Source organism: Celeribacter neptunius (assembly GCF_900113955.1).
Lineage (GTDB): Bacteria > Pseudomonadota > Alphaproteobacteria > Rhodobacterales > Rhodobacteraceae > Celeribacter > Celeribacter neptunius.
In genome coordinates, this window is sequence record NZ_FORH01000001.1 from 603,188 (window position 1) to 628,267 (window position 25,080).

At 63.4% G+C, this 25,080-nt stretch carries 21 protein-coding genes; 12 read left to right on the plus strand and 9 right to left on the minus strand.

All coding sequences use genetic code 11. From position 1 onward, the window contains the following. Positions 1-26: 26 nt before the first annotated feature. Positions 27-1,205 carry an MFS transporter gene (locus tag BM151_RS03010; RefSeq protein ID WP_090059155.1) on the plus strand — a complete coding sequence of 393 codons (1,179 nt, stop codon included), beginning with the start codon at positions 27-29 and terminating at the stop codon, positions 1,203-1,205. Between the two features lie 42 nt (positions 1,206-1,247). Here the strand turns inward: BM151_RS03010 and BM151_RS03015 are convergent, their stop codons facing one another. Further along, positions 1,248-2,180 carry a LysR family transcriptional regulator gene (locus BM151_RS03015; RefSeq protein ID WP_218151317.1) on the minus strand — a complete coding sequence of 311 codons (933 nt, stop codon included), beginning with the start codon at positions 2,178-2,180 and terminating at the stop codon, positions 1,248-1,250. Between the two features lie 76 nt (positions 2,181-2,256). Here BM151_RS03015 and BM151_RS03020 point away from each other — a divergent pair, with 76 nt between their 5' ends. Next, a complete protein-coding gene (locus tag BM151_RS03020) occupies positions 2,257-3,117 on the plus strand; it encodes an alpha/beta fold hydrolase (protein WP_090057046.1) in 861 nt (286 codons plus the stop codon). A gap of 62 nt (positions 3,118-3,179) precedes the next feature. Continuing rightward, a complete protein-coding gene (locus tag BM151_RS03025; protein WP_090057050.1) occupies positions 3,180-3,992 on the plus strand; it encodes an alpha/beta fold hydrolase in 813 nt (270 codons plus the stop codon). A 55-nt stretch (positions 3,993-4,047) separates the two neighbouring features. On the opposite strand, the gene BM151_RS03030 is transcribed toward BM151_RS03025, so the two are convergent. Continuing rightward, a complete protein-coding gene (locus tag BM151_RS03030; protein ID WP_090057054.1) occupies positions 4,048-4,428 on the minus strand; it encodes a tautomerase family protein in 381 nt (126 codons plus the stop codon). 96 nt (positions 4,429-4,524) lie between these two features. Between BM151_RS03030 and BM151_RS03035 the strand changes: the two genes are divergently transcribed. Together BM151_RS03035 and BM151_RS03040 are read left to right on the plus strand one after the other, a co-directional pair. Continuing rightward, entirely contained in the window at positions 4,525-5,382 is an 858-nt protein-coding gene (locus BM151_RS03035) for a LysR family transcriptional regulator (protein WP_090057058.1), read from the plus strand. Between the two features lie 173 nt (positions 5,383-5,555). Continuing rightward, positions 5,556-6,983 carry a pyridoxal phosphate-dependent decarboxylase family protein gene (locus BM151_RS03040; RefSeq protein ID WP_177213007.1) on the plus strand — a complete coding sequence of 476 codons (1,428 nt, stop codon included), beginning with the start codon at positions 5,556-5,558 and terminating at the stop codon, positions 6,981-6,983. Positions 6,984-7,076: 93 nt separating this feature from the next. Here BM151_RS03040 and BM151_RS03045 read toward each other — a convergent pair whose 3' ends face one another. Further along, positions 7,077-7,949 carry a LysR family transcriptional regulator gene (locus BM151_RS03045; protein WP_177213008.1) on the minus strand — a complete coding sequence of 291 codons (873 nt, stop codon included), beginning with the start codon at positions 7,947-7,949 and terminating at the stop codon, positions 7,077-7,079. A gap of 108 nt (positions 7,950-8,057) precedes the next feature. On the opposite strand from BM151_RS03045, the gene BM151_RS03050 reads away from it, so the two are divergent. Beyond that, the gene (locus BM151_RS03050; protein WP_090057069.1) at positions 8,058-8,480 is read left to right on the plus strand and encodes a tautomerase family protein; all 423 of its coding nucleotides are present in this window, start codon (positions 8,058-8,060) and stop codon (positions 8,478-8,480) included. Between the two features lie 510 nt (positions 8,481-8,990). Then, positions 8,991-9,923 carry a tRNA dihydrouridine(20/20a) synthase DusA gene (gene dusA, locus BM151_RS03055; protein ID WP_245781114.1) on the plus strand — a complete coding sequence of 311 codons (933 nt, stop codon included), beginning with the start codon at positions 8,991-8,993 and terminating at the stop codon, positions 9,921-9,923. Between the two features lie 161 nt (positions 9,924-10,084). Here dusA and BM151_RS03060 read toward each other — a convergent pair whose 3' ends face one another. After that, positions 10,085-13,822: an efflux RND transporter permease subunit gene (locus BM151_RS03060; protein ID WP_090057075.1), complete on the minus strand. Its 3,738-nt coding sequence runs from the start codon at positions 13,820-13,822 to the stop codon at positions 10,085-10,087. After that, a complete protein-coding gene (locus BM151_RS03065) occupies positions 13,819-14,955 on the minus strand; it encodes an efflux RND transporter periplasmic adaptor subunit (protein WP_090057078.1) in 1,137 nt (378 codons plus the stop codon). Before BM151_RS03065 ends, BM151_RS03060 begins: the two co-directional genes overlap by 4 nt. Positions 14,956-15,457: 502 nt before the next feature. Here BM151_RS03065 and BM151_RS03070 point away from each other — a divergent pair. The 3 genes from BM151_RS03070 to der all read left to right on the plus strand — a co-directional run bounded on the left by BM151_RS03070 (position 15,458) and on the right by der (position 19,150). After that, positions 15,458-16,111, plus strand: coding sequence for a tetratricopeptide repeat protein (locus BM151_RS03070; RefSeq protein ID WP_090057082.1), 654 nt, complete (start codon positions 15,458-15,460; stop codon positions 16,109-16,111). An 85-nt stretch (positions 16,112-16,196) separates the two neighbouring features. Continuing rightward, positions 16,197-17,567: a PQQ-like beta-propeller repeat protein gene (locus BM151_RS03075; protein WP_090057086.1), complete on the plus strand. Its 1,371-nt coding sequence runs from the start codon at positions 16,197-16,199 to the stop codon at positions 17,565-17,567. Between the two features lie 65 nt (positions 17,568-17,632). Beyond that, positions 17,633-19,150, plus strand: coding sequence for a ribosome biogenesis GTPase Der (gene der / locus BM151_RS03080; protein WP_090057089.1), 1,518 nt, complete (start codon positions 17,633-17,635; stop codon positions 19,148-19,150). An 80-nt stretch (positions 19,151-19,230) separates the two neighbouring features. Here the strand turns inward: der and xth are convergent, their stop codons facing one another. Further along, on the minus strand, positions 19,231-20,061 hold the full coding sequence (gene xth / locus BM151_RS03085; protein WP_090057092.1) for an exodeoxyribonuclease III: 831 nt from the start codon (positions 20,059-20,061) through the stop codon (positions 19,231-19,233). Positions 20,062-20,108: 47 nt separating this feature from the next. Then, entirely contained in the window at positions 20,109-21,305 is a 1,197-nt protein-coding gene (locus BM151_RS03090) for a BaiN/RdsA family NAD(P)/FAD-dependent oxidoreductase (RefSeq protein ID WP_090057096.1), read from the minus strand. Positions 21,306-21,412: 107 nt separating this feature from the next. Between BM151_RS03090 and BM151_RS03095 the strand changes: the two genes are divergently transcribed. Further along, positions 21,413-22,492, plus strand: a complete 1,080-nt coding sequence (locus tag BM151_RS03095; RefSeq protein WP_090057099.1) for a Hint domain-containing protein — start codon at positions 21,413-21,415, stop codon at positions 22,490-22,492. 12 nt (positions 22,493-22,504) lie between these two features. Here the strand turns inward: BM151_RS03095 and BM151_RS03100 are convergent, their stop codons facing one another. Together BM151_RS03100 and BM151_RS03105 are read right to left on the minus strand one after the other, a co-directional pair. Beyond that, positions 22,505-22,879, minus strand: a complete 375-nt coding sequence (locus BM151_RS03100) for a hypothetical protein (protein WP_090057103.1) — start codon at positions 22,877-22,879, stop codon at positions 22,505-22,507. Positions 22,880-23,365: 486 nt separating this feature from the next. Further along, complete coding sequence (locus BM151_RS03105; RefSeq protein WP_090057107.1) at positions 23,366-23,698, minus strand: HesB/IscA family protein; 333 nt, start codon at positions 23,696-23,698, stop codon at positions 23,366-23,368. Positions 23,699-23,883: 185 nt separating this feature from the next. Here BM151_RS03105 and BM151_RS03110 point away from each other — a divergent pair, with 185 nt between their 5' ends. Next, positions 23,884-25,056, plus strand: coding sequence for a deoxyguanosinetriphosphate triphosphohydrolase (locus tag BM151_RS03110; protein ID WP_090057111.1), 1,173 nt, complete (start codon positions 23,884-23,886; stop codon positions 25,054-25,056). Positions 25,057-25,080 lie beyond the last annotated feature (24 nt).

Below are 25,080 nucleotides of genomic sequence, written 5' to 3' on the forward strand. Positions count from 1 at the left end.
CAGACCGGAATGTGCTTATGCCGCACATGGACACGCAAACCTCGCACATCACACAGGCCGAACGCCTCTCGCCGGCTTTGGTTCTCCTCCTGGCCATGGGGGCAGGGGCCGCCGTCGCCAACAGCTATTACAATCAGGCCCTGCTTGGCCATCTGACCGCTGATTTCGACCTGCGCGCCGGCTTTGCCGTTGCCGTGCCGGTCCTGACACAGCTCGGCAATGCTGTCGGTGTGCTCTTTCTGGCGCCGCTCGGAGACCGGATCGAGCGGAAATCCCTCATTCTGGTGACGATCGGCGCATTGGCGGTTGCGCTCATCGGTGCCGCCGTCGCTCCCGGTTTCATATGGCTTGCGGTTGCCAGCCTTGCCGTCGGTCTGGGCGCCACCGTTGCACAGCAGATCGTGCCGCTCGCCGTTCATCTCGCCGCGCCGGCGGAACGCGGCCGGGTCCTTGGCACCGTGACGGGTGGCATTCTGATCGGTATTCTGCTCGCCAGGGCGGTTGGCGGGCTGATCTCCGATACCTGGGGATGGTCCGTCGTATTCTGGTTCGCCGCAGCCCTGATGATTGTGATCGGTGCCGCCTTGGCGATCTGGCTCCCCCGTGTCCCGCCGACGACCACCCTGAGCTATCCGCGCCTGATCGGTTCTCTTTGGGGACTGATACGGAGCCATCGCATCCTCAGGCGCGCGGTTGCGGTGCAATTCCTGATCTTCGCCGCCTTTATCGGTTTCTGGTCGACACTCGCGCTGCTGCTGGCCGAACCGGTCTATGGGCTCGGTGGCGCGGCTGTGGGCCTTCTGGCACTCGTTGGCGTGGCCGGAGCTCTGGCTGCGCCCATGGCCGGTGCGATGTCGGATCGGTACGGCGCGGGTCCGATCGTTTCCATCGGGGCGTGCCTTGTCCTGATTGCCTTCCTTGTTTTCTGGCTCTGGCAAGCCTCCCTTGTCGGGCTGGTCGTCGGCATTCTTGTGCTGGATCTTGCGGTGCAGTCGTCGCAGGTGGCCAATCAGGCGCGCATCTATGCGCTCGATCCGACGGCACGAAGCCGGCTGAACACCGTCTTCATGGCAACGATGCTTGCCGGCGGTGCCTTTGGGGCAGGGATCGGTGGCGCCGCCTATGTCTATTGGGGGTGGAGCGGTGTGTGTGCCTTTGGCGTGCTGTCCGCCGCGCTGGCGTTCCTGTTGTCGCACAGGTCGTGAGGTTTCCGCCGCTCCAGATAGGTCACCGTCAACCGTCAACCGTCAACTGTCAGCCGGCCGGGCCGGAACGGGCGGCTGTGAAACACCGAGGGCGCGATAGCCGTCCTCCTCGACGATTTGCCGGATCAGGGCGCGAACCGCTCGCGATTGTGCACTCTTGCCAAGGCGCGCGACTGTGGCGACGGAGGGAGGTGTTGCGAGCGCTTCGGTGATCGTCTCCATGTCGGCGTCGACATGTCCCGCATTGAGCAAGCTGATGCCAAGCCCCGACCGCACGGCGCTCAGAATGCCCGACAGGCTCGCGCATCGCATGACGGTCGAGAACCCGTGTGGCGGCAAAGGTGCGGCGTCCATGGCCCAGCGGCGGTAAAAACAGGTCTCGTCGAAGGCGAGAAACGGGAGCGGTCGCGCCCAGTCGAGTTCGAGATCGCGGGCTTTGACCCAGGCAAGCTTCGACTCGGATAGCAGAGTGTCATCGGTCCGCCGCTGGTCGGGAAAAAGCTGGAAGATGCCGACGTCGATCTCGCCCCGGTCGAGCTGGGCTTGAATCGTCAGGCTCTGGGACACTTCCGTGAGAACGGTGACATCGGGCTGAAGCCGGGCGAAGCGGCCGAGAACGCGGGCCAATGCGCCATGTGTGGTTTCCTCGGTCACGCCCAGCCGGACCAGACCGTTGAGCGGATCGGTGCTGAGGCTGGCGACCGCCTCGTCATGAATCGCAAGCATGCGACGGGCGTAATGCAGCAGGCGCTCTCCCTCCGGCGTAAACGCGGGCCGCCCCAGGCGCCGGTCGAGAAGCTTGCAGCCCAGCGCCTCTTCCAGGCGTCTGATCTTGTGGGAGACCGCCGACTGGGACAGTGCCAGGCGATGCGCCGCCCGCGTGACCCCGCCATTGTCTCTGATCGCGCAGAGCGCCTGAAGTGCGCCGATGTCCAGTTTCGATGCCATGGCATAGTCATGACAAAATTGGATCATTTAATCAATTCATTTCATTTTAGTCATATATGCCCATGACCTAGGTTGCGGCTGACACCCGCAACTGGAGATCGACATGAACCGCATCCTCGGGCAGCACGCCCTGATCAACGGCAACCGCATCGCCTATGGCGTGCATGGGCAGGGCGCGCCGGTCGTTCTCCTGCACGGAACGCCCTCATCTTCGCTGATCTGGCGCAATGTGCTGCCGCAATTGGTGGCATCCGGGTATCGCGTCCATGTCTACGACCTGTTGGGCTATGGTGCCTCCGAACGCCCCGCGGATCCGACCGTCGACACTTCGATCAGCGCGCAGGTTCCGGTTCTCGAAGCCCTGTTGGCGCATTGGCAGCTGGATACGATCCATCTCGTCGGTCATGATTTCGGCGGTGGCATCGCGCAGCGTTTTGGCGTGTTCAATCCCGGGCGTCTCCGGTCGCTCACGCTCATGGATACCGTCAGTTTCGACAGCTCCCCGTCGCAGCGGACCAGGGAACAGCTGGAAGCGGGGCTGGAAACCCTGATCAAGACCTCTGACGCCGCCCATCGCGCCCATTTCCGCGACTGGCTGTTGTCGGCGGTCTGGAACAAGCCGGCCTTCGCCGACGATGTCTTGTCGGCCTATGTGGAGATGATTTCGGGGCCGGTCGGTCAGGGCAGCTATTTCCAGCATCAGGCGCGCACCTACGAGGCCAGGCATACGATGGAGATCGCCGACAGGTTGCACGAGCTGGCCGCGCTGCCGGTCAAGATCATCTGGGGGGCAGAGGATGCCTGGCAGTCGGTCGATTGCGGCGAACGGCTGCAACGCGCGATTCCCGGATCGGAGCTGAGCGTTGTCGAAGAGGCCGGGCATTTCGCGCCCGAAGACCGGCCCGTCATGATCGCCGAGCTCCTGATCGAATTCTTCGACAGGCACCGCGCCCGCGGCACTTGAGAGGCCGCTCCGGCCCCGGCGCCACATCGCCAATTGCCAATCACCAATGAGAGACGCACAACATGCTGGATCTGCCGAACACCACGATCATCGAGGGCAACGCCGTCCGCTGGGGGAAAACCGGCGACGGCCCGCCGCTCGTCGCAATTCACGGAACGCCGTTTTCCTCTCAGGTCTGGCGCCGGATCGTGCCGCTGCTGACCGACCGGCGGACGGTCTATTACTTCGATCTGGTGGGATACGGACAGTCGGAAATGCGCGCTGGGCAGGATGTCTCGCTGGCGGTGCAGAACCGGGTTCTGGCCGCGCTGTTCGCCGAGTGGGGGCTCGACCGGCCGGAGGTTCTGGCGCATGATTTCGGCGGTGCCACTGCGCTGCGCGCCTATTACCTGAACGGGTTGCGCTATGCCGCGCTGACGCTCTTCGACGCCGTGGCGCTGGCGCCCTGGGGTTCGCCGCTGGTGCAGCATGTGCGCCGACACGAGGCGGCGTTTTCCGGCATGCCGGACTATATGCACCGGGCCGTGCTGCGAGCCTACCTGCAGACCGCCGCGCATGAGCCGCTGTCGGAAGAGGCGCTGGAGATCTACTCTGCTCCCTGGCTCGGCCCGGTGGGACAGCCGGCCTTCTATCGCCAGATCGCCCAGATGGATCAGCACTTCACCGATGAGGTCGAGCGGCTCTATGCCAAGATGGATTGCTCGGTGACGGTTCTCTGGGGGCGGAATGACGACTGGATCCCCTATGAGACGGGCCAGGCATTGGCCGCGATACTCTCCGATCATCCCTGTATCCCGATCCCGAATGCCGGGCATCTGGTGCAAGAGGACCGGCCCGAGGCTCTGATGGCCGCGATCCTGAAAAGATGGAACTGAGCTGGCCAGGTCGCGGCCAGCTCTCCCGACAGGTTTCGAAAGGCGCCCGCGCCGCTCAGGCATATTGCGCGATGCCGTTGCCGAGCGACCAGTTCACCTTGTCCACCTCGGTCAGATTGATGAAAACGTCCTCCGGGCGAAGGCCGGGCGCCTCCCCAAGCAGGTCAACGATCCGCCGGAACAGGGCCTTTTTCTGCTCGTCCGTGCGTGTGTTGTTCGCGGTGATGCAGATGAACACCAGATCGTCGCTGCGCGCGATATCCAGATAAGAGGCGCCATAGCGGAAATTGGCGGCCTCATGTTCGGTGATGACCATGAACTGATCGTCCTCGGGCACGTCGAACACCTCGGTCATCGCACGATAAAGCCCGTCGAAGATCGCCTGTCGGTAGCTGTCGGGTTTTCCGGCGCGCAGTGAGATATGGAGCAGTGGCATTCTAGGGGTCCTTTCTGAAGGGTACGAAAGCCATGTTAGACGCGCCGAATTATTTTGGTATCCTATCCATTCCTATTTCAGTGATGAGGATTTGAAATGATGAAAGCCCCTCTCGATCTGGATGCGGTGAGGGCCTTTGTCCGGATCGCCGAACTTGGCAGCTTTACCCGTGCCGCGGAGGCGATGCAGGTTTCGCAATCGGCCATCAGCCTGAAACTGAAGCGGTTGGAGGAGCGGCTGGGCTGCCGGCTTGTCGATCGCACCCCGCGTCACGTCGATCTGACGCAGCAGGGCACGGGATTTCTGCAGCATGCGCGCACCCTGCTGGAGGCGCATGATCTTGCGCTGGCCACGGTGATCGAACCGCGCCAGCGCCTGACCATTGGCATCAGCGACCATGTGGCGGGGCCGGAATTGCCGACGGTGATCGCCCGGATCAATGCCGAGGCACCGCAGCTGGTGATCGAAATTCAGATCGGGTCGTCGGATGCGCTGTTGCAGCAGTTCGACCGGCGCGAGCTGGATGTGGCGATCGTGCGCTTCGACGCGGATCGGGACGATGGGACAATCCTGTGCCGGGAAAGGATCGGCTGGTTTGCCGCCCCCGGCTGGCGCCATCGCGAGGGGCTGCCGCTGCCGCTGGCCACGATGCCCGATCCGTGCGGCATGCGAAAGCTGGCCTGCGAGACGCTGGATGCGGCGGGGATTGCCTGGCGCGAGGTCTTTGTCGGCGGCGGGGTTGCTGCCGTGTCGGCGGCTGTCATGGCGCGGCTCGGAATTGCCGCCCTGTCGCCGCGCATGCTGCCGCCCGGGGCGGTCGATGTCGGCGCTGGGCTTGGGCTGCCGGCGCTGCCGCGCTTGCCCATCGCGCTGCATTCCCGGGCCACGACCGCAGATAGCCGCAGCGCAATCGACGCGCTGTCCTCGGCCTTCCGCAGCGCGGTGCGCGGGTAACCTCGGCCGATGCCCGGCGCCGCTGTGGCCCATTGCAAATGGGGAGGGGCGGCGGTTTCAGCGGGAGGCAATCTGAGGACGACGCGCGCCTTTGCGCAAGAAACGGGTCGCCTCTTTCTGAACGGTCGCCCAAATTGAAAGCAAACTTTGATGAGACAGAAGAGTTTCCGAGAATGGCGAAGCAAGACGAAACGACGATGTGGCCGCCCCAAGCCAGACGAAACGACATACAGGACAAGCTGAACGGGATGCTTGTCGATGCCATCGACAGGATCCAGAAGGGGCCTGCGGCTCCGGCGGTCGATATCACGGACTTGCGGCGAAGGATCGGTCAGTTCGACTTTTCTGCGCCCGTCGCGGTCGAGACGGCCGCGCGCGATGTCATCGACCTGCTTGTGGCGGGCAACGTGCACATGATGCACCCGGGCTATATGGGGTTGTTCAACCCCAGCGTCGCGTTCCCGGGCATCCTCGCCGATCAGATCACCGCAACGATCAACCCACAGCTCGCGGTCTGGTCGCATGCGCCGGCGGCGGTGGAGATCGAGCGCTATACCATCAATGCCATCGCGGAACGGTTCGGCTGGACAGCGGTTCACACCGCAGGGCATTTCACCTCCGGCGGCGCCGAGGCGAATTACACGGCTCTCTTGATGGCGCTGACGGACAGGTTTCCTGCCTATGGGGAGGAGGGGGCACGCGGCATTCCGGGACAGCCGACCTGCTACGTCTCGGCCGAAAGCCATCTGGCCTGGCTCAAGATCGCGCATCAGGCCGGGATCGGCCGAAACGCTGTCCGGCTGGTGCCGACGGACGGGAGCGGCCGAATGGACGCGGATCGGCTGGCCGATATGATCGAGGCGGACGCGGCCGCCGGTCACATCCCGTTCTTCGTCGGCGCCACCGCCGGAACCACCAATGCCGGCATGATCGACCCGCTGGCCGACATCGCACGGCTCGCCGCCGGGCGGCTGTGGTTTCATGTCGATGCGGCTTGGGGTGGGGCGGCCATTCTCACGCCGCGAACGAGTGACGCGCTGGACGGTATCAAACAGGCCGATACGCTCACACTCGACGCCCATAAATGGTTCGCCGTGCCGATGGGGGCGGGGATGCTGCTGACGCGGCACGAAGAGAGCCTGGCCCGGACCTTCCGGGTCGCGGCCAGCTATATGCCGGGGGAGACGGCGGAAACGCTCGATCCCTACACCCACAGCCTGCAGTGGTCCCGCAGGTTCATTGGCCTCAAGCTGTTCCTGTCGCTGGCCGCGCTGGGCTGGCAGGGCTACCGGCGCCATGTGGAGCACGCGATGGATATGGCGGCACGTCTGAAGGCGCTGCTGGAGGCAGAGCGGTGGTCCGTCGTCAATGACAGCCCGCTCGCGGTGCTGTGTTTTGTCGACGAGGACACTGGGCGGGAGCCCGGCGAGATCGCCCGCGAGGTTGTCGCGCAAGGCACAAGCTGGATCTCGGCGGCGCAGTTCGAGGGGCGGGCGGTTCTACGCGCCTGCATCACCAGTCATTTCACCGACGAAGCTGATCTTCAGGCGCTTCTGTCCGCTTTGAATAGGGCCCGCACCCGGTTGGCTGGGCAGGCCTGACTGTCGGGGGGCGTTCCGGCACCGCGCCTCGCCATGTGCAAAGCCTGACATGGCGCGGTTTCGCAGTGTCGATGCGGAGCTGATCCCGGCGCGCTATCTCAAGTGCTCGATCAGCATGTCGCGGGCCTCGGCGACGAAGGCGGCCTCTCCCTGGCGCGGTGGCAGGAGGTGGAATTCCACATCTGGCAGAGCCGGAAGGGCAGATGTGTCGCTCAGGATCTTCATGCCGTCGGGGATCGCGGATTCGTTCAGACAGGAGATCCCAAGCCCTGCCGACAATGCCAGATGAAGCCCGCCAATGCCGGAGGCGGAATGTGCGATCGTGTAGGGGATGGCGCGATCGTTCAGAGATTTTGTGATATACCGCTGCAACGAGCAGGTCGCGGGCAGCACCAGAAGCGGCAACTCGCGATCTGTTGGCAGTGTGAACGTCTCCTGCGTGATCCAGCGGAGCGGCTCGCGGCGCAATGAAGCGCGGCCGTGGCGCCCGGTTCGCGAGGATCGTTCCCCGTCCAGGATGTTCATGGAGAGGCCGATATCGAACGTGCCCTTGTCGGCCTCTTCTTCGATATGGGCGCTTTTCAGGATCGAGACGTTGAGCTGCAGGCGTGGAAATTCGTCGCGTAACCGTTTCAGGATCGCGGGCAGCGCCGCCGGGCGGAAATAGTCGGTGATCGCCAGCCGCAGCTGTCCGGCGAGTTGCGCGCCCTGCAGGTCACGATAGGCGGCTTCACTCAGAGCGAGGATTTTTCGGGCATGTTCCACCAGCCGTGCCCCGGCGGGGGTCAGACGCGCGCCGGACTTGCCCCGGATCAGCAGCGGTTTGCCGCAGGCGTCCTCGAGTTTGCGGACTTGCTCGCTCACGGCTGATTGCGACCGGAACAGGCGTGGCGCAGCGGCGGAAAGGCTGCCTGTTTCGGCAATGACCACCAGGGTGTTGAGCAATTGAAGGTCGAAATGCGCCATAATTTATCCATTCTATTTTCCGATAGATATTTCCATATATTCCCGTTTTTCAAGTGGAATGCGTGCACGTATGGTCGCCTCACCGATCATTTCCAACGAGGTTACACCATGCCAGGCATCATCCTGACCCATTCCGGGCTGCCCGATCCGGCGCAGGCCGACGCGCTTGCCGCCGAATTGGCGGAGCTGACATGCAGATACTTGAAGAAAGAGCGCGGCCGGACCATGGTCATGCTGCGCCACCAGCCGAAAGATCAGTGGTACATCGCCGGCACATCGCTCGAAAAGGATGGGAGAAATTCCTTCCGGCTCGAAGTCTCCATCACCGAGGAGACCAACACCAAGGACGAGAAGGCCGCGTTCCACAAAGCTGCGTTTGCCTTGCTGTCCGAACGGTTGGGGAACTTGCATCCGCATTCCAACGTGCATGTCATCGACTGTCGCGCCACCTCATACGGCTATGGGGGTGTGACGCAGGAATGGCGGTATCAGCAGGGCTCTGAGGGCCTCGTCGCACAAGCCGGGGAATAGCCGCTTTCCCTTTCCCGTTCCCCGGAACACCGTTCTCCAATGGGATCTGTGACAGCTATGTCGGGTGGGGGCACTGCGGCTGTGTGGCTTTGGGGCCCGGCGATCTGGCGATTGAAGGCGCGGGCCATGAGGCGTTGTCCCAAGCGCCTCAGACCGTGCATCTTCGGTGTCGCGCCCGATCGCCATGGGCTGCGGAGGGGCGGAGGCGCTCAGCCCCTGCAGCGTGCCAGGTTTGACTGTCCTTTCGCGCGCGTCTTTCTCCAGGGGGGGGGGGCGCCGCGGGGCATCTGTTAAAAGGCTTCGTCTCATGATAGACGCTGCCTTTGCGCATCCCCCGTGCATCTGTGCTGGAACTCGCATCTTTGCGTCTGCGTGTGGTGATCGAGCCATGTTGGCCTGCTCATTTGGTCCGGAATGAGCGAAAAGGAGACGGACGAGAAATGCTTGAAAATGGCTGATATGAATAAAAATCAAGAATTATCAAAGGCCTCTCGCCTGTCCGTGGCGCCGATGATGGATTGGACCGATCGGCATTGCCGTTATTTTCATCGGCTGATGTCGCGGCGGGCTTTGCTCTATACGGAGATGGTGACGGCGCCGGCTTTGGTGCGCGGCGGGGCCTTGCATCTGCTCGATTTCAATCCGGAAGAACATCCGGTGGCGCTGCAGCTCGGCGGATCTGAGCCGGAAGAGCTGAAAGCCGCGACCAAGTTTTGCGTCGATCACGGCTATGACGAGGTCAATCTCAATGTCGGCTGTCCCTCGGACCGGGTGCAGTCGGGGGCCTTTGGTGCGGTCCTGATGAAATCGCCGGATCTTGTGGCCGATTGTGTCGCCGCGATGCAGGAGGCGGCGGGCGAGGTGCCGGTGACGGTGAAATGCCGGATCGGGGTCGATGATCAGGCGCCCTCCGAAGTCCTGCCCGATTTCCTCTCGAAAATGCAGGCGGCGGGCGTAGCGCGGATCACGGTGCATGCGCGCAAGGCCTGGCTGGACGGGCTGTCTCCCAAGGAAAACCGTGATATCCCGCCTCTGGATTATGATCTGGTGCATGCGATGAAACGGGAGTTTCCCGATCTGCACCTGTCCTTGAACGGCGGCATTCAAAGCCTTGATATGGTGGAAGAAGAACTTTCCCACATGGACGGGGTGATGGTCGGGCGTGCGGCCTATCATCAGCCTTACGACATTCTGGGGCAGGCGGATCAGCGGATCTTTGGCGATCCGCGCGCGGCGCTCAGCCGTCACGAGGTGGCGCTGGCGATGGAGGATTACATCGGCCGCCATCTTGCGGCGGGCGGCAAGCTCGCGCAGGTCACCAAACACATGCTCGGGCTCTTCGCCGGTCAGCCCGGGGCGCGGCGCTGGAAACGGGTGTTGTCCGAAGGCGCGCATAAGGACGGCGCCGGGTTTGAATTGGTGAAAGAGGCTTTGCCGGGGTAGGGGGCTATGAGCCCTTACCAGACATTGGTCACGAGGGCGTGCGCCTGACCGCCGGGACGGTCCGGCGCAGGCGCGGCGGCTTCGCCTCGTCCCGCGCCCAAAAGGTCAATGTCCGCTCCGTCCCGCAAAGCGGACAAAGCTGCGCTTCGGGTCCTTCGCTCTTACTCCGCCGCTTCCTTGCCGCCGCCTTTGGGTGGTCTGCGTTTGAGTTTCTTGATCTTACCGGTTTCCGTCTGTTCCGCTTCCACCTCGACCATGCTCTCGGGCGTGGCAGGGGGCTGTTCAGCGGGGCGTTCGGGGGCTTTGGGGACCTCGGCTTGTCGCGGTGCAGCGCCTGCGGCCAGCGCGCGCGAAGACACGCGATGCGCATCAAAGCCTTCGGGGCCACCCCAAGCCGCCTCGCCAACGGGCCAGACGAATTCCGGGTTCCTGGCGCGTTTGGCTTCGCGCATCATCCGGTAATCCTCGGCGGCGCGGCTTTGCGAGCCGAACAGTGTCGCCAGACGCATGCTCAGGTGATGCACCCCGACCCAGAACCAGACCCGGAGCGCCAGCATGGCCGGGGTGAAAATCAGGGTCAGGAAGGTGGCAATGCCGAGGCCAAAAACGACGGCGGTGGCGAGATTGGTCCAGAATTGCGCCGTGGGCGCGTTGATCGTATAGCCGCCGTCGATGAAATCCAGAGACACCGCGAACATCATCGGCGTCAGGCCCGCCATGGTGGTGATCGTGGTCAGGAGCACGGGACGGATGCGGTCCTCGGCGGTGCGCACGATGGCCTCGATCCGGGGCATGAAACGCGCGTATTCCTGATAGGTGTCAATCAGAACGATGTTGTTGTTCACCACGATGCCCGCCAAGGCCACGACGCCCGTCCCGGTCATGATCATGCCGAAGGTCATGTCCATGACCATCAGACCGATGAGCACGCCGGCGGTCGACATGACCACGGCCAGAAGCACCAGAACCGAATTGTAGAAGCTGTTGAACTGCGCCAGCAAGATGATGAACATCAGCGCCAGCGCGGCCCCGAAGGCCTTGCCCAGAAAGGCGCCGGTTTCCTTTTGCTCCTCGTCGTCGCCGGTCCATTCCCAGGAAACGCCCTGGGGCAGGGTGGCGTCCTCTTCGAGCCAGGTTGTGAGCGTCTCGATCCGCTCGGTGGGGGTGATCGTGACCCCGTCTTCACGGGTCAACCCGCTGTCCACCGCCGCTTTCACATCGTAATAGCGTTGTTGATCATAGCGCGAGATCGAGGCGAGTTTCTCGACCGGTTTGCGGGTGATGAAATTCGACAGCGGCACCAGCCCGTCATTGGTGCGGACCTTGAGCGTGTCCAGTGTGGACAGCACCCGGTCCTGTTCCGGCAGGCGGACGCGGATCTCGATCTCTTCATCGGACGAGGGCACCCGCATGGTGTCGAGCAAGATGCCGCGGGTCACGAGCTGGATCATGCCGCCGACCGTGGCGACATCGGCGCCAAAGCGCCCGGCCTTTTCGACGTCGACGTCGATCTGCCAGTCGATGCCCGGCAGCGGGCGTGTGTCCTCGATATCGGCCAACGCCGCAGTCTCGTCGAACTTGGCGCGCACCATGTCGGTGGCCTGATCGAGCGCGGTCCAATCGTCGCCCTTCAGGCGCAGGTGCACGGGTTTGGCCGAGGCCGGCCCCATCGAGAGGTTCAGAGTCTCGGTGTAGATGCCGGGGATCTTCGCCAGTTTCTCTTCGATCTGGGCCAGCACATAATCGCCGTCATATTCGGGTCTGACATGGGTGTTCTCGAAGAACAGGAAGCCGTCCTCGGTCTCGGTCGGACGATCCTCCCAGGGAATGAGCTCGACCTGGATCTGGCCGATCGTGTCGCGCGGCCCCGAAGAGCCACCGGTATTGGCATTGAGCCCGCCTGCGCCAGCAAAGACAAAGGCATTGTCGACCCCGGGCTGGTTGAGGATGACATCTTCGGCCTGCGCGACCAGCGCGTCCTTTTCCGCCACCGAAAGATTGCCGCGGGCCCGGACGTAGATGATCGCCTGTTCCGGCTCGGTGGCGGCAAAGAATTCCATGCCCTTGTTGTGGCCGCCATAATAGACGAAGACCCCGCCCACCGCGCCGATCACCGTCAGAATAGCGACAAAGGGCATCACCGGGTTGCCGGCGATGAAATGGGTGAAATGGCCAAACGGGCTGCGTTTATAGCCGGCATCGACCTTTTTGCGCGGGCGCGGCGTGTGCAGCGCGTTCATGGCGATCGAGGTGGCCGAGCCGCCGAGGAACAAAAGCGCCATGCCCGGCAGCAGCTTGTTCTGCAAGATCGACATCAGAGCCGCGCCCAGAATTGCCAGCGAGACGGCGGCCAGCGCCAGACGCAGGGCGACAGGCGTATGCGCCTTGAGCCAGGCGGAGGCGTGATCATAGGCCCGCGCGATGCGCCCGGTCACCCCGCCCATGACCGGCAGGTAGACGAGCGCCACGATCAGCGAGGCGGAGAGCACGAAAATGATCGTCACCGGCAGCATGCCCATGAACTGCCCGGCCACCCCGGGCCAGAACAGCATCGGCAGGAAGGCGCAGAGCGTGGTGGCGGTCGACGACACGATCGGCCAGAACATGCGCTTGGCGGCCTCGACGAATGAGGCCATCGGGCCTTCGCCCTCATCCATCTTGCGGTCAGCATATTCGACCACCACGATGGCACCATCGACCAGCATGCCGACGGCGAGGATGAGGCCGAACATGACGATGTTGGAGATGGTGATGTCCATCAGCCCCAGAAGGATGAAGCACAGAAGGAAAGAGGTCGGGATGGCAAAGCCGACGAGCAGCGACGAACGGATGCCCAGAGCCGCCAGCACCACGATCATCACCAGCGCGATTGCGGTCAGCACCGAGTTCTCGAGCTGGTTCACCATCGAGGAGACCTGACGCGACTGATCGTTCGAAGTGCCCACCGTGATCGCGTCCTGCAGGGGCTGCGGCCAGCTTTCGTATTCGGCCTGCACCTCCTGTTTGACCAGCTCCACCGTGTCGATGATCGGGTAGCCTTTGCGTTTCACCACCTGCAGCGCCACGGTCGAGGTGCCGTTGAACCGCGCGGTGCCGGCCCGATCCTCGAAGGTGAGGCGGATATCGGCGAGATCGCCCAGGGTGACCACCCGGTCGCCATTGACCTTGACGGGAAGTGCCATGACATCGCGTTGGTCGCTGAAGGAGGCGGGGATCTTGACCGAAAACGTGCCCTGATCGGTCTGGATCTCGCCCGCCGCGACGAGCTGGTTGTTCATCGTGACGACGTTGATCAGCTCGCCCGCCGTGACATTGTAGGATTCGAGCCGCAGCGGATCGATCTCCACCTCGAGCATCTCATCGCGCTGGCCGGCGAGTTGGGCGTCGAGCACCGGCTCGAGCCCTTCGATCCGGTCCTGCATCTGTTTTGCATATTGCACCAGCGTGCGTTCCGGCACCGGGCCGGTGAGGTTGACGATCAGGATCGGAAATTCCGAGAAATTCACCTCGTCGATCGTGTAACCATCGGCGCCGGTGGGGAAATCCGCCTCGACCCGGCCCATGCGGTCGCGCACATCGGCGATGGTCTTGGTCTTGTCCCAGCCGAACTCGAATTGCAGCCAGATGCCGCCGTAATTCTCCGACGCCGTGGCCGACATGCTGTCGAGCCCGTCGAGATCGGACAGCTCGGTCTCCATCGGCTTGATCAGCAGTTTCTCGGAATCCTCGGCGGAGATGCCGGGGAATTGCACCGAGACATAGAGCCCGGGGATCTCGATATCCGGTTCGCCCTCTTTCGGCAGGCTGACATAGGCATAGCTGCCGGCGATCAGTGTCAGCGCGATGAAGGCGAGGATCATGCGGGCACGCTGGCCCGCCCAGTCGACGATGCCGGTCATTGCTCGGTCTCCGTGCCTTGCGCGGTTTCGCTGTCGAAATGCGGTTCGATCAACACGCCGGCGCGGACGAATTCCTGCCCGACGGTGATGATATCGGCCTGATCCGGCAGGCCCGCGACCCAGATGCCGTCTCGGGTGTCGCGCAGCACTTCTACGGGTGCGAAGACCACGCGATTCTCCGGGCCAACGAGACGCAGGCCGATCTGGCCCTCATCGTTCAGGGTGAGCGACGATTGCGCCACCAGATGCGCCGGTTTGCCCGCCGCCGAGATCGCCAGTTCCACGGTCTGCCCGTCGCGAATGGCGAAATCCGGGTTGGGGATCTCGACCTCGACGCGGAAGGTGCGGGTGGCCGGATCGGCGGAGCGCGACAGGAAGCTGACCTGACCGGTCACGGTGTCACCCGACACCAGGCGCGCACCGGTCAGAGCGCCGAGCTTGATCTCGCTAACGTCGGCCTCGGGGGCGTAGACCACCAGCTTGATCGGATCGAGCTGAAGCACCGTGGCACAGGCGGCGCCGGCGGACAGGAAGGTGCCGAGCTCGGCCGTGTCGCTTTCCAGCAGCCCGGCGAAAGGCGCCTTGATCTGCAGATTCTCGATGTCGCGGGTGATCTGTGCCACTGCGGCGCGAGCACTTTCGAGCCCGGCCTCGGCGGAGAGCACCCGGGTCTCGGACGCATAGCCGCCGGTCGCGAGTGTGCGGGCGTTCTCGAGCGCCACCCGGGCCTCGGTCTCGGCGGCTTTCGCCTGGGCCAGAGAGGCATCGCGGGTGCCCGGGTCCAATTCGCAGAGCGCCTGACCGGCCTCGACCACGGTGCCTTTGCGCAGCGGCGGGTTGATCACCCGGCCGGTGGTCTCGGCGGTGACATTGACGCTGCGGGCGGCCTCGGTCTCGCCGCGCAGGATCACCGCGCTGTCGAGCTGACGGGCGCTCGAGTGCCGCGCGACCACGGCGACGGGTTTGACCTCATTGGCGATCTTTTGCGCCGGCGGCAGGTCGAGCGTCACGGCATTGGCCGGTTCGGACGCGTCCTCCGCCGGGTCCGTGCCTGCCAGGCGGTCGCGTTCGAAAATGAACAGGTACAGGGCCACGGTGACCAGGAGGGCGATAAGAATGGAAACAATACGCATGGCTCTACAGCTCTTTCTGTGGCTCTTTCAGTCCGATCTTGCGACCCGTTCGGGCCGGTTTGGCAGGGGCCGATCCCGGGGAGGGGCCGGGGGCAGGTCAACAGGTTTGCAACCCTTTCGTATCATGTCTGCGATCCTTTCCCAGATCACACTCTGCCGCACGTGAGACTTGGTCTCGGGTCATCACATCCTCGGGAGTTAATGTGATTAACATTGCGGCCAAGATGGGAGCATGTCGCAGGCTACACAAGGTTGTGTTTCAAAAAAATGAGTGCCGAATTGAGAATTTGTCAGTTTTTCGCGACGAGGGGCGATTTTGTTAACCGCTCGGCCCGGTGAGCTGATCAAATCCGCACAAAGCGTGGCATGGGCGGCGGGCGGCGCGGCCTGTCGTGGCGACAGAGTCGCGCGGGTCTTGGCAATCCGTCGATGTTCGGGGTAAGAGAGGGCCAGAGTTTAGAAACCATAAGATCCTGCGCCAGGGCGCGCGGCTGGGGGAACAGTGAGCCACAGCGATACGTTTATCGAAGAGGTGACCGAAGAGGTCCGCCGCGACAAGTTCTTTGCCTTCCTGAAAAAATACGGCTGGATCGGGATCGCCGCCGTTGTCGCGCTGGTCGGCGGGGCGGCCTATAACGAATATGCCAAATCCCAGGCCCGCGCCCAGGCCGAAGCCACCGGTGATGCGGTGACCGCGGCCCTGGGCGCCGAGACATCTGAGGCCCGGGCCGAGGCGCTGGCCACCGTGCCGGCCGAGGGCGAGGCCCGTGTGGTGGTGGCGATGCTGCGCGCCGGCGAGCTTTATGACGCAGGCGATATCAAGGGCGCCATGGCGGCGCTGGCGCCGCTCACCGCCGATGCCATGCTCGATCCGGTGTTCCGTGATCTGGCGGTGCTCAAGACCGCGATGATCGGCGCCACCGAGATCAAGCCCGAGGACCGGATCAGCCAATTGGCTGGCATTGCCAGCCCCGGCGCGCCCTACCGGCTTTTGGCCGAGGAGCAAATCGCCGCAGCTCAGGCGGAAATGGGCGATGTTCAGGCCGCGGTCGAGGGGCTTCGTGCGATCTCTCAGGATGTTGAGGCCAGTAATGCCTTGCGTCGGCGCGCGGCACAGATGATTGTGGCGCTTGGGGCCGATCCGCTGGCGGAATGAATGCGCTGAGCAATCGGGCCGAATAAACTTACGGAGCGATCCGCAGATGCCCTGGAGGGCCGCGACGGATCGATAGGGGAGTGCGATGATGGGTCAGTCGGGCAAAGCGGGGCGTCCCAGAAACCTCGGGATCACCAAATTCGGTGCCCTCGGGCTTGTGGCCATGCTCGGGCTGACCGCCTGTGGCGCGGCCCGGGACGAGGTCCTGAGTGGTACACGGGTGGATCTGCGCGAGGGCTCGGTGCTGGGCGCGGCGCAGAGCGAAACGCCCGAGAATCGCACGGTTTCGATTTCCTTGGGCAAACAGGTCGCACGCAGCGCCTGGACCATGACCGGCGGCGGGCGCACCCATGACGCCGGGCACAATGCCTTTACCGCGGCCACGCCCAGCGTGATCTGGAGCGCCAAGATCGGCGAGGGCAAAAGCCGCAAGACCCGGCTCACCGTCGATCCCGTGGCTGCAAACGGGCTCATTGTGGCGATGGATGCCCAGGCACGTCTGACCGCCGTTTCCGCCGAGAGCGGCGCGCCCGCCTGGTCCGTCGATCTGACGCCTGCGGGCGAGAAGGCCGGCAAGGTCTTCGGCGGCGCGCTGGCGATTTCCGGCAAACAGATTTTTGCCACCACCGGCTATGGCGATCTGATCGCGCTCGATCTCGCCTCCGGCACCGAGATCTGGCGTCAGCGGCTCGATGCGGTCGGTGCCGCCGGGCTGTCGGTCTATGACGGGCTGGCCTATGTGGTCGCCGGCAATGGCCGGGTCTGGGCAGTGAACACCGTTGACGGCCGCGTCAAATGGCAGATCACCGGGCCTGAGAGCGTGACCTCGCGCGCCGGCGCCACCTCGCCGGCCATTGGCGATAAATTCGCCGTGCTGCCTTTCTCTTCCGGCGATCTCTATGGCGTGTTCCGCAAGGGCGGCGTGCGCTATTGGTCGGCTTCGCTGGCCGGTCAGCGCAAGGGCGTGGTCTATGCCAATGTCTCCGACATCACCTCCGACCCGGTGGTGATCGGCAACCGTTTCTACGTCGGCAACCAGTCCGGGCGCTATGCCGCTTTCGACATGGATACCGGCAGCCGGCTCTGGACCGCCGATGAGGGGGCCTACAGCCCGGCTTCGATCGTCGGTGGCTCGGTCTTCATCGTCACCGACCGCAACGAGCTGGTGCGGCTGTCGGCCACGACCGGTGAACGGATCTGGGGGCAGCAATTGCCGTATTTCACCACCGACAAGGAGCGCAAGCGCAAGACCGTGTTCGCGCATTACGGTCCGGTGGCGGCGGGCGGCAAGCTCTGGGTCGCGTCCGACGATGCGGTGCTGCGCGGCTTCGATCCGGCCTCGGGGGCTTTGGTCGCCTCGGTCGCCCTGCCGAAGGGGGCGTCTTCCGATCCGATCGTGGTGGGCGGGGTGATGTATATCCTGCTCGAGGACGGGTCGCTGGCCGCTTTGCGCTAAATCTCTTTGACGCGCCCCCCCAAACGGGTGTATCGCAGCCGCTTGAACCAATCCCGGAGCCTGTCATGAGTTTCTCCCTCGCCATCGTCGGTCGCCCCAATGTGGGCAAATCGACCCTGTTCAACCGCCTCGTCGGGCGGCGTCTGGCGCTGGTCGATGACCAGCCCGGGGTGACGCGTGACCTGCGCGAAGGCGAGGCGAAACTGGGCGATCTGCGGTTCACCGTGATCGACACGGCCGGGCTCGAGGAGGCCACCGACGAGAGCCTTCAGGGCCGGATGCGGCGGCTGACGGAACGCGCTGTCGATATGGCGGACGTGTGTCTGTTCATGATCGACGGGCGTGCCGGGGTTCTGCCCGCCGACGAGGTCTTTGCCGATATTCTCAGAAAACGTGCCAAACATGTGATCCTGGCGGCCAACAAGGCCGAGGGGCAGGCGGGCGAGGGCGGCTACTTTGAAGCCTATGGCCTCGGTCTGGGTGAACCTTTGCGGCTCTCGGCCGAACATGGCGAGGGCATGCCGGATCTCTACGATGCGCTGAAACCGCTGGCCGAGCAGTTCGATATCCGTTCGGCGCAAGAACAGCCCGAGGTCGATGTCGAGCTGACCGAGGAAGAGCAGGAGCTCGGTGAGGGCGAAGATATCGGGGGCGCGTCGCGCGAATTCACCTTCGACAAACCGCTGCAGATCGCCGTTGTCGGTCGTCCGAATGCCGGTAAGTCCACCCTGATCAACAAGCTTCTGGGGGAAGATCGCCTGCTCACTGGCCCCGAAGCCGGGATCACCCGCGATTCGATCTCGGTCACAATGGAATGGAACGGCACGCCGGTGCGCGTGTTCGATACTGCCGGCATGCGTAAGAAGGCCAAGGTGCAGGAAAAGCTCGAAAAGCTCTCCGTCGCCGACGGGTTGCGCGCGGTGAAATTCGCCGAGGTCGTGGTGGTGCTTCTGGATGTGTCGATCCCGTTTGAGCAGCAGGACCTGCGCATCGCCGATCTGGCGGAGCGCGAAGGCCGTGCCGTGGTCATTGCCGTGAACAAATGGGATGCCGAAACCGACAAGTCGAACAAGGCCAAGGAGCTGCGCGAGGAATTCGCGCGGCTTTTGCCGCAGCTCAGAGGCGCGCAGCTCGTCACCGTGTCGGCGATGACCGGCAAGAATCTCGACAAGCTGCAGGAAGCCATCCTCAATGCGCATGCGATCTGGAACCGTCGTGTCTCCACCTCGCGGCTGAACAACTGGCTGGGTGCCATGACCGAGGCGCACCCGCCGCCCGCTCCGGGCGGTCGCCGGATCAAGCTTCGCTACATGACCCAGGTGAAGGCCCGGCCGCCGCAATTCGTGGTGATGTGCTCGCATCCGGACGAGTTGAACGACAGCTATAAACGTTATCTGATCAATGGCTTGCGCGAAGATTTCGACATGCCGGGGACGCCGATCCGGCTGTATTTCCGGTCTCAGGCGGATAAGAACCCCTATAAGAACAAGACGAAATCGACGCCGTCGCGGCTCAGGAAACACCTGGGCAAAGACCGCGCCGATGCGCCGAAGGTCAAGAAACAGCGGCCGCCGAAACGGTAAAACAAACGCTCACGCGTTTGCCATCGGCGGGAGATATCTAGAGACAGAAAAAGGGAGGCGTTGCGCCTCCCTTTTTTATCTTAGAGGTCCAGCTCAACCCAGATCGGCACGTGGTCCGAGGGCTTGTCCTTGGCGCGTGTATAGGCGTCGATCTGGCAATCGATCAGCCGATCCGCCGCCTGGGGTGACAGTAAAAAGTGGTCGATGCGGATGCCGTCATTCTTCTGGAAGGCCCCGGCCTGATAATCCCAGAACGTATAGGTTTCCGGCGCCCTATTGCGCACGCGCAGCGCGTCGGTGAGGCCAAGCGCCGTGAGTTTGCGAAACTTGGCCCGGCTCTCGAGCCGGAACAGCGCGTCGTCTTTCCACACTTCCGGGCGTTTGGCATCTTCCGCCTGCGGAATGAGGTTGTAATCCCCCGCCATCAGGAAGGGCTGTTCCAGCGCCATCAGCTCGGAAGCCCGCGCGGTGAGCCGGTCGAACCATTTGAGCTTATAGTCATATTTCGAGCCGGGGAGGGGATTTCCGTCACCGTCGAGATCGACCGGATTGCCATTCGGCAGGTAAAGACCACAGATGCGGATCGCCTCGCGCGCGCCCACCACGGTGGCTTCGATATAGCGCGCTTCCTCGTCATCGGCACCATCGCGCCCGGCGCCCGTTGCCCCCGGTAGGCCACGGGTGACATCTTCGAGCGGCAGTTTCGAGAGCAAGGCCACGCCGTTGAAGCTTTTTTGCCCGTGGGTCTCGACGTTGTAGCCCAGGTCTTCGAAGAGCTCGCGCGGGAAATTCTCGTCCACGGATTTGATTTCCTGAAGGATCGCCACATCCGGCGCGGCCTCTTTCAGCCAATCGGTGAGCGCGTTGACCCGCGCCTTGATGCCGTTGATGTTGAAACTGGCGATTTTCATGGAGTGGCTCCCGGCTGTCTTCGGCGTTTTGCCCCTTTGTAGGGGGCTTAGCCCCGTTCCGCAATCGCCCGTCCGCAGGCCGCGGCCGAGGCCCAGGCCCATTGGAAATTATACCCGCCGAGCCAGCCGGTGACATCGACCACCTCGCCGATGAAATAGAGGCCGGGAACCGCCTTGGCCTCCATGGTCCTGGAGCTGAGCCCATTGGTGTCGACGCCGCCCAGGGTGACTTCGGCGGTGCGATAGCCTTCGGAACCGGTGGGTTTCAGCTTCAGCCCGTGGATCTGATCCGCTAATTCTTTCAAAGCCTTGTCGCTCTGATCGGCGAGATTGCCTTTGAGGGCGAATTTCTCGGTCAGGGCTGTGGCGAGCTTGCCGGGCAGGAGCGTCGCCAGCGCGGTCTGCATCTGGCGCCGGCCGTTGTCCTGACGCGCCGCTTTCAGGGCCTCGAACGCGTTCTGAGAGGGCAGAAGATCGAGTGAGATCGCATCGCCCTCGCGCCAATAATTGGAGATTTGCAGAATGGCCGGGCCGGAAAGGCCGCGATGGGTGAACAGCAGTGCCTCGTCAAACGAGGTGCCGTTGGCGGTGACCCGCGCCTCCACGGCGGTGCCCGCCAGGGGCGCGATCCAGTCCAGCTCATGCGGCGCAAAGGTCAGCGGCACCAGACCCGGACGGGTCTCCAGCACGTTCAATCCGAAGTGCGTGGCGATCTGGTAGCCCAGCCCGGTCGCGCCCATTTTCGGGATCGATTTGCCCCCCGTAGCGACGACGAGGTTGTGGGTTTGCACCGGTGTGCCGTTGAGCAACACGGTGAAATGCGTGCCGTCATGGGAGATCTCGCCCACCTCGGTCGCAAGCCGCAGCTCGGCCAGACGGGCCTCTGTGAGCAGCATGTCGATGATGGCGGCGGATTTGCCGTCGCAAAACAGCTGGCCGAGGCCTTTTTCAGGAGTCTTCTCGTGCCAGGTGATGTCGTGTCGGGCCAGAAGATCGATAAAATCCCATTGCGTGTAGCGCGCCAGCGCCGATTTGGCGAAATGCGGGTTCTGCGACAGGTAGTTCCCGGCCTCGGCGTAGAGATTGGTGAAATTGCACCGCCCGCCACCGGAAATGCGGACTTTTTCCGCCGGGCGTCTGGCGTGATCGACGATCAGGACGCGCTGTCCCGTGGCCGCTGCGAAATGCGCGCAGAACAGCCCGGCAGCCCCGGCGCCCAGAATGATCGTGTCGAATATTTCCATAGCGTGGTTTTGCGCAGTCGCGGCCGGATTTGGCAAGGGGCGGCGATGCTTTACTCCGAATTAAGGCGCTGAGGCTACCCTGCGGTGCGCATGCGTGGGGGCTTGTCGTGTCGGTCGTTGCCGTTTGGGATCTTCAGGATGTTACCTTTACCGGTACGCCATTCGCCTCGGGGGCAACGGCGGACGCAAGCGATGTCGGCACGACATTCACCATCAACGCCGGTCCACAGCTCGTCGATTTCTCGGATGATGACGGGTTTTTCGAAGACGCGGATTCCTCGCAGGATCTGGTCAGCCCTGTGACCCTGGGCGGCACCACCTACACGGCGGGCGATGCGGTCGAGAATGAATATTCCTACATCGTGCGCCCGGTCGGAGGCGCGACCGATGGTTCCGAAGATGTCACGATCTACGCGTTCGAGGTCTCCGCCGATGTCGTGGGCATGGCCTCCGACGGCTATCTGAAGCCCGGCACAACCTATGAAATCATCGCCAAGGACAGCGACGACCCGGTGGTGGCCTATTCCGCGATGTTCGTCTGTTTCGTGGCCGGGACGCGGATCGCGACACCGTCCGGCCCGCGCCCGGTCGAAGAGCTCAGAGTGGGCGATCTGGTCGCGACCCGGGAGGGCGGCGATCAGCCCCTGATCTGGTGCGGGCAGTCCACCGTGCCGGGCGAGGGAGCGCAGGCGGCGATCCGTTTCGGGCCAAAGGCAGTGGCGGCCCTGGGCGGTGCCCCGTCGCGGGCACCGCTTCTGGTCAGCCCGCAACATCGCATGTTCTGGCCCGATCCCGAGCATGGCCCGCGGCTGGTGCCGGCCAAGGCCTTTCTCGGTTGGCGGGACGTGCGGGCGGCGCGGCGGCGGCAACAGCACTATGTGCATCTGATGCTGGCGGAACATGCGCTGCTCGAAAGCGCTGGCATCTGGTCGGAGAGTTTCAATCCGGGGCCGCAGGCCCTGCGCAGCTTGCCGGCGCGCATGCGGGCTCAGATCCTGTCGCGCTTTCCGGCTGCGGCGGACAGGCGGGTCTTTCCCGATCTCTATCCGGTTGACCGGGTCGGACCGTTTCGGCGGCGGCTCGGTCTGCCGCCGCTGGCAAATCATATGCTGTCCCGTCGGGCAAAAAAGGCCCCGCGCGAGAGGCGGGGCCAGGGGGAGAGAACTTGTGAAACGTCGGGCCGGTGATCCGGTCGGATCTTAGCCGGCATCCATGGTCTGCATGTGGCGCAGGGTCGAGGTCGCCACCGGCGTGGTCTTGCCGTTTTCGGTCAGCACGATCAGCACTTTGCGCGCCGTGGTCGGCATGATCTCGACCTTGACATTCTCATTGGCACCGGCGTGGATCGCGGCAGAGCCGAGGAACGCGCCCTGGCTACCCTGCGAGAAGTCGTAGATCGAGATCGTGCCAGCGTCGGAAGCGCGCACGAGATCCAGGTCGACGACGGATTTCAAGTCGCTCGCATGGCCGGGGATGATGTAATTATAGTCCATCGTCGCTGCATAGGAGGCGCTGCCGGCCGCGACGGCGATCAGGGCGGCGGCGGTGAGGGTTTTCAGCGTTGCAGAAGTCATTGTCTTGTCCTTTCCAAGGTTGTTTCAACATGGCGGAACGGGAAGAACTTCGGGTCCGTCTGTGCCCTTAGACCTGTGGCCCCCGGGGGCGGATTGTAAGGGATTGATTTATCACAAGAACGCGCCCGATCCGTGAGGGTGTCGTGCATTTTCGTGAGTGGTGGGGGGATTGCGGCGCTCAGAGGCAGGGAAAGCAGGCGATTATGCGGGGTGTCTGTTCACGACACCTTGGCAAGTGGGACTTTGAGGTCATGTCGGACATTGGGAGCTGAGGGCGGGCGCCGGACCGTGGGCTGGTGCAGCCCTCCTCAGTGGTCTTCACTTTATCCTAGTCAAATCCGAAAAAGATCGATGCGTTGTATGGGGATGCCACATGCGCCAGACCGCCGGGACGGTCCGGCGCACGCCCGGGCAACTGCGTTGCTGTTCCGGGCGGGTGCGCAAATTGCGAACGTCCGCTCCGTCCCGCGAAGCGGCCATTCCGTCTTACATCGAAAACGACACGCCACAGCCACAGGCCGACGTGGCATTGGGGTTGTCGATCACGAAACGCGCGCCGATCAGCTCCTCGGTGAAATCGATGGTGGCGTTTTCCAGAAACGGCAGCGACACCGGATCGATCACCACCGTGCCGCCATCGCCCTTCAAGACCACGTCATCATCGGCCACCTGATCCAGGGTGATGTCATATTGAAAGCCGGAGCAGCCGCCGCCCTCGACGGCCACGCGCAAGACCTTGTCCTCGCCGGTGGTGGCGTTGATCTCGGCCAGCCGCGCAAAGGCGCGGGGGGTGACTTTCGGGGGCAGGGTGAGGGCCATGAGGTCGATCCCGGGTGTTCAGGCTGAAAAAACAGCGGTTTATTACGAAAAACCCGACGTCATATGTTTGTCGTGGGGCGCAGGGCACAATATAGTTGTGGAAAGCACAGGCGACAAGGCGCGCGGCAGAGGCAGTTCGCGCCGCGTCACGGTCGTCGGCCCGAAACAGAACGAGTGACAGGCAGATGTTGAAACCCTATGCAAGCCAGCCGATGGAGACCCGCGGGCGGCTTTATCCCGAGGAACTGTCGACCTTCCGGTCGCCGTTCCAGCGCGACCGCGACCGGATCATCCACTCCTCGGCTTTCCGGCGTCTCAAGCACAAGACCCAGGTGTTCGTCGAACATGAGGGCGATTATTACCGCACCCGTCTGACCCATTCGATCGAGGTGGCACAGGTGGCGCGGACCCTGGCCGGGGCCTTGGGGCTGAACGAGGGCCTGGCCGAGGCCGTGGCACTGGCCCATGATTTGGGGCATTCGCCCTTTGGTCACACCGGCGAGGATGCGCTCGAGCTGCTGATGGAACCCTATGGCGGCTTCGATCACAATGCTCAGGCTTTGCGCATCGTCACCAAGCTGGAAAAGCATTACGCCACGTTCGACGGGCTCAACCTGACCTGGGAAAGCCTCGAGGGCATCGCCAAGCACAACGGGCCCATTGTGGGCCCCAATGCCGACAAGAAGAAACATCCCGAAGGGGCGGAGATCCCCTATGCGCTCAAGGAGGTGAACGACCAGTTCGATCTTGAGCTGCACACATTTGCCTCGGCCGAGGCGCAGGTGGCGGCGATTGCCGATGATGTGGCCTATAACCACCACGATCTGCACGACGGGCTGCGCGCCGGGCTCTTCACCGCCGAGGATCTGATGGAGCTGCCGCTCACCGGACCGGCCTATGAGGAGGTCGATCGGCTCTATCCGGGGCTCGAGCGCAACCGCCGCGATCACGAGGCTTTGCGCCGGATCTTCGGCTATATGGTCGAGGATGTGCTGACCATCGCCAGCAATCGGTTGGAGAGCGCCATGCCGGAAACGGCGCAGGATATCCGCGACATGGACCGGACGATCATTCGTTTTTCGAAACCGTTCTTCCAGAACCTGAAAGCGATTAAATCATTTTTGTTCAAACGGATGTATCGCGCTCCTTCGGTGGTGAAAGAACGCAAGCGGGTGACCGAAATGGTCAATACGCTGTTCCCGCTTTTCATGAAAAATCCGGAACTTCTGCCCGAGGAATGGCGCCACGAGGTCGAGCGTGCCGGTTCCGACACGGAACTGGCGCGGATCGTGCTTGATTACGTCGCCGGGATGACCGACCGTTTTGCCATTCAGGAATTCGAGCGGCTCTGCGGCTAAGCGCGCAGCACGAGACGAACCGAA

Excerpts from the sequence above, each read along its gene's own strand:
- BM151_RS03010 (WP_090059155.1), top strand. The coding sequence starts at position 27 with ATGGACACGCAAACCTCGCACATCACACAGGCCGAACGCCTCTCGCCG.
- BM151_RS03015 (WP_218151317.1), bottom strand. The coding sequence starts at position 2,180 with ATGATCCAATTTTGTCATGACTATGCCATGGCATCGAAACTGGACATC.
- BM151_RS03020 (WP_090057046.1), top strand. The coding sequence starts at position 2,257 with ATGAACCGCATCCTCGGGCAGCACGCCCTGATCAACGGCAACCGCATC.
- BM151_RS03025 (WP_090057050.1), top strand. The coding sequence starts at position 3,180 with ATGCTGGATCTGCCGAACACCACGATCATCGAGGGCAACGCCGTCCGC.
- BM151_RS03030 (WP_090057054.1), bottom strand. The coding sequence starts at position 4,428 with ATGCCACTGCTCCATATCTCACTGCGCGCCGGAAAACCCGACAGCTAC.
- BM151_RS03035 (WP_090057058.1), top strand. The coding sequence starts at position 4,525 with ATGATGAAAGCCCCTCTCGATCTGGATGCGGTGAGGGCCTTTGTCCGG.
- BM151_RS03040 (WP_177213007.1), top strand. The coding sequence starts at position 5,556 with ATGGCGAAGCAAGACGAAACGACGATGTGGCCGCCCCAAGCCAGACGA.
- BM151_RS03045 (WP_177213008.1), bottom strand. The coding sequence starts at position 7,949 with ATGGCGCATTTCGACCTTCAATTGCTCAACACCCTGGTGGTCATTGCC.
- BM151_RS03050 (WP_090057069.1), top strand. The coding sequence starts at position 8,058 with ATGCCAGGCATCATCCTGACCCATTCCGGGCTGCCCGATCCGGCGCAG.
- dusA (WP_245781114.1), top strand. The coding sequence starts at position 8,991 with ATGATGGATTGGACCGATCGGCATTGCCGTTATTTTCATCGGCTGATG.
- BM151_RS03060 (WP_090057075.1), bottom strand. The coding sequence starts at position 13,822 with ATGACCGGCATCGTCGACTGGGCGGGCCAGCGTGCCCGCATGATCCTC.
- BM151_RS03065 (WP_090057078.1), bottom strand. The coding sequence starts at position 14,955 with ATGCGTATTGTTTCCATTCTTATCGCCCTCCTGGTCACCGTGGCCCTG.
- BM151_RS03075 (WP_090057086.1), top strand. The coding sequence starts at position 16,197 with ATGATGGGTCAGTCGGGCAAAGCGGGGCGTCCCAGAAACCTCGGGATC.
- der (WP_090057089.1), top strand. The coding sequence starts at position 17,633 with ATGAGTTTCTCCCTCGCCATCGTCGGTCGCCCCAATGTGGGCAAATCG.
- xth (WP_090057092.1), bottom strand. The coding sequence starts at position 20,061 with ATGAAAATCGCCAGTTTCAACATCAACGGCATCAAGGCGCGGGTCAAC.
- BM151_RS03090 (WP_090057096.1), bottom strand. The coding sequence starts at position 21,305 with ATGGAAATATTCGACACGATCATTCTGGGCGCCGGGGCTGCCGGGCTG.
- BM151_RS03100 (WP_090057103.1), bottom strand. The coding sequence starts at position 22,879 with ATGACTTCTGCAACGCTGAAAACCCTCACCGCCGCCGCCCTGATCGCC.
- BM151_RS03105 (WP_090057107.1), bottom strand. The coding sequence starts at position 23,698 with ATGGCCCTCACCCTGCCCCCGAAAGTCACCCCCCGCGCCTTTGCGCGG.
- BM151_RS03110 (WP_090057111.1), top strand. The coding sequence starts at position 23,884 with ATGTTGAAACCCTATGCAAGCCAGCCGATGGAGACCCGCGGGCGGCTT.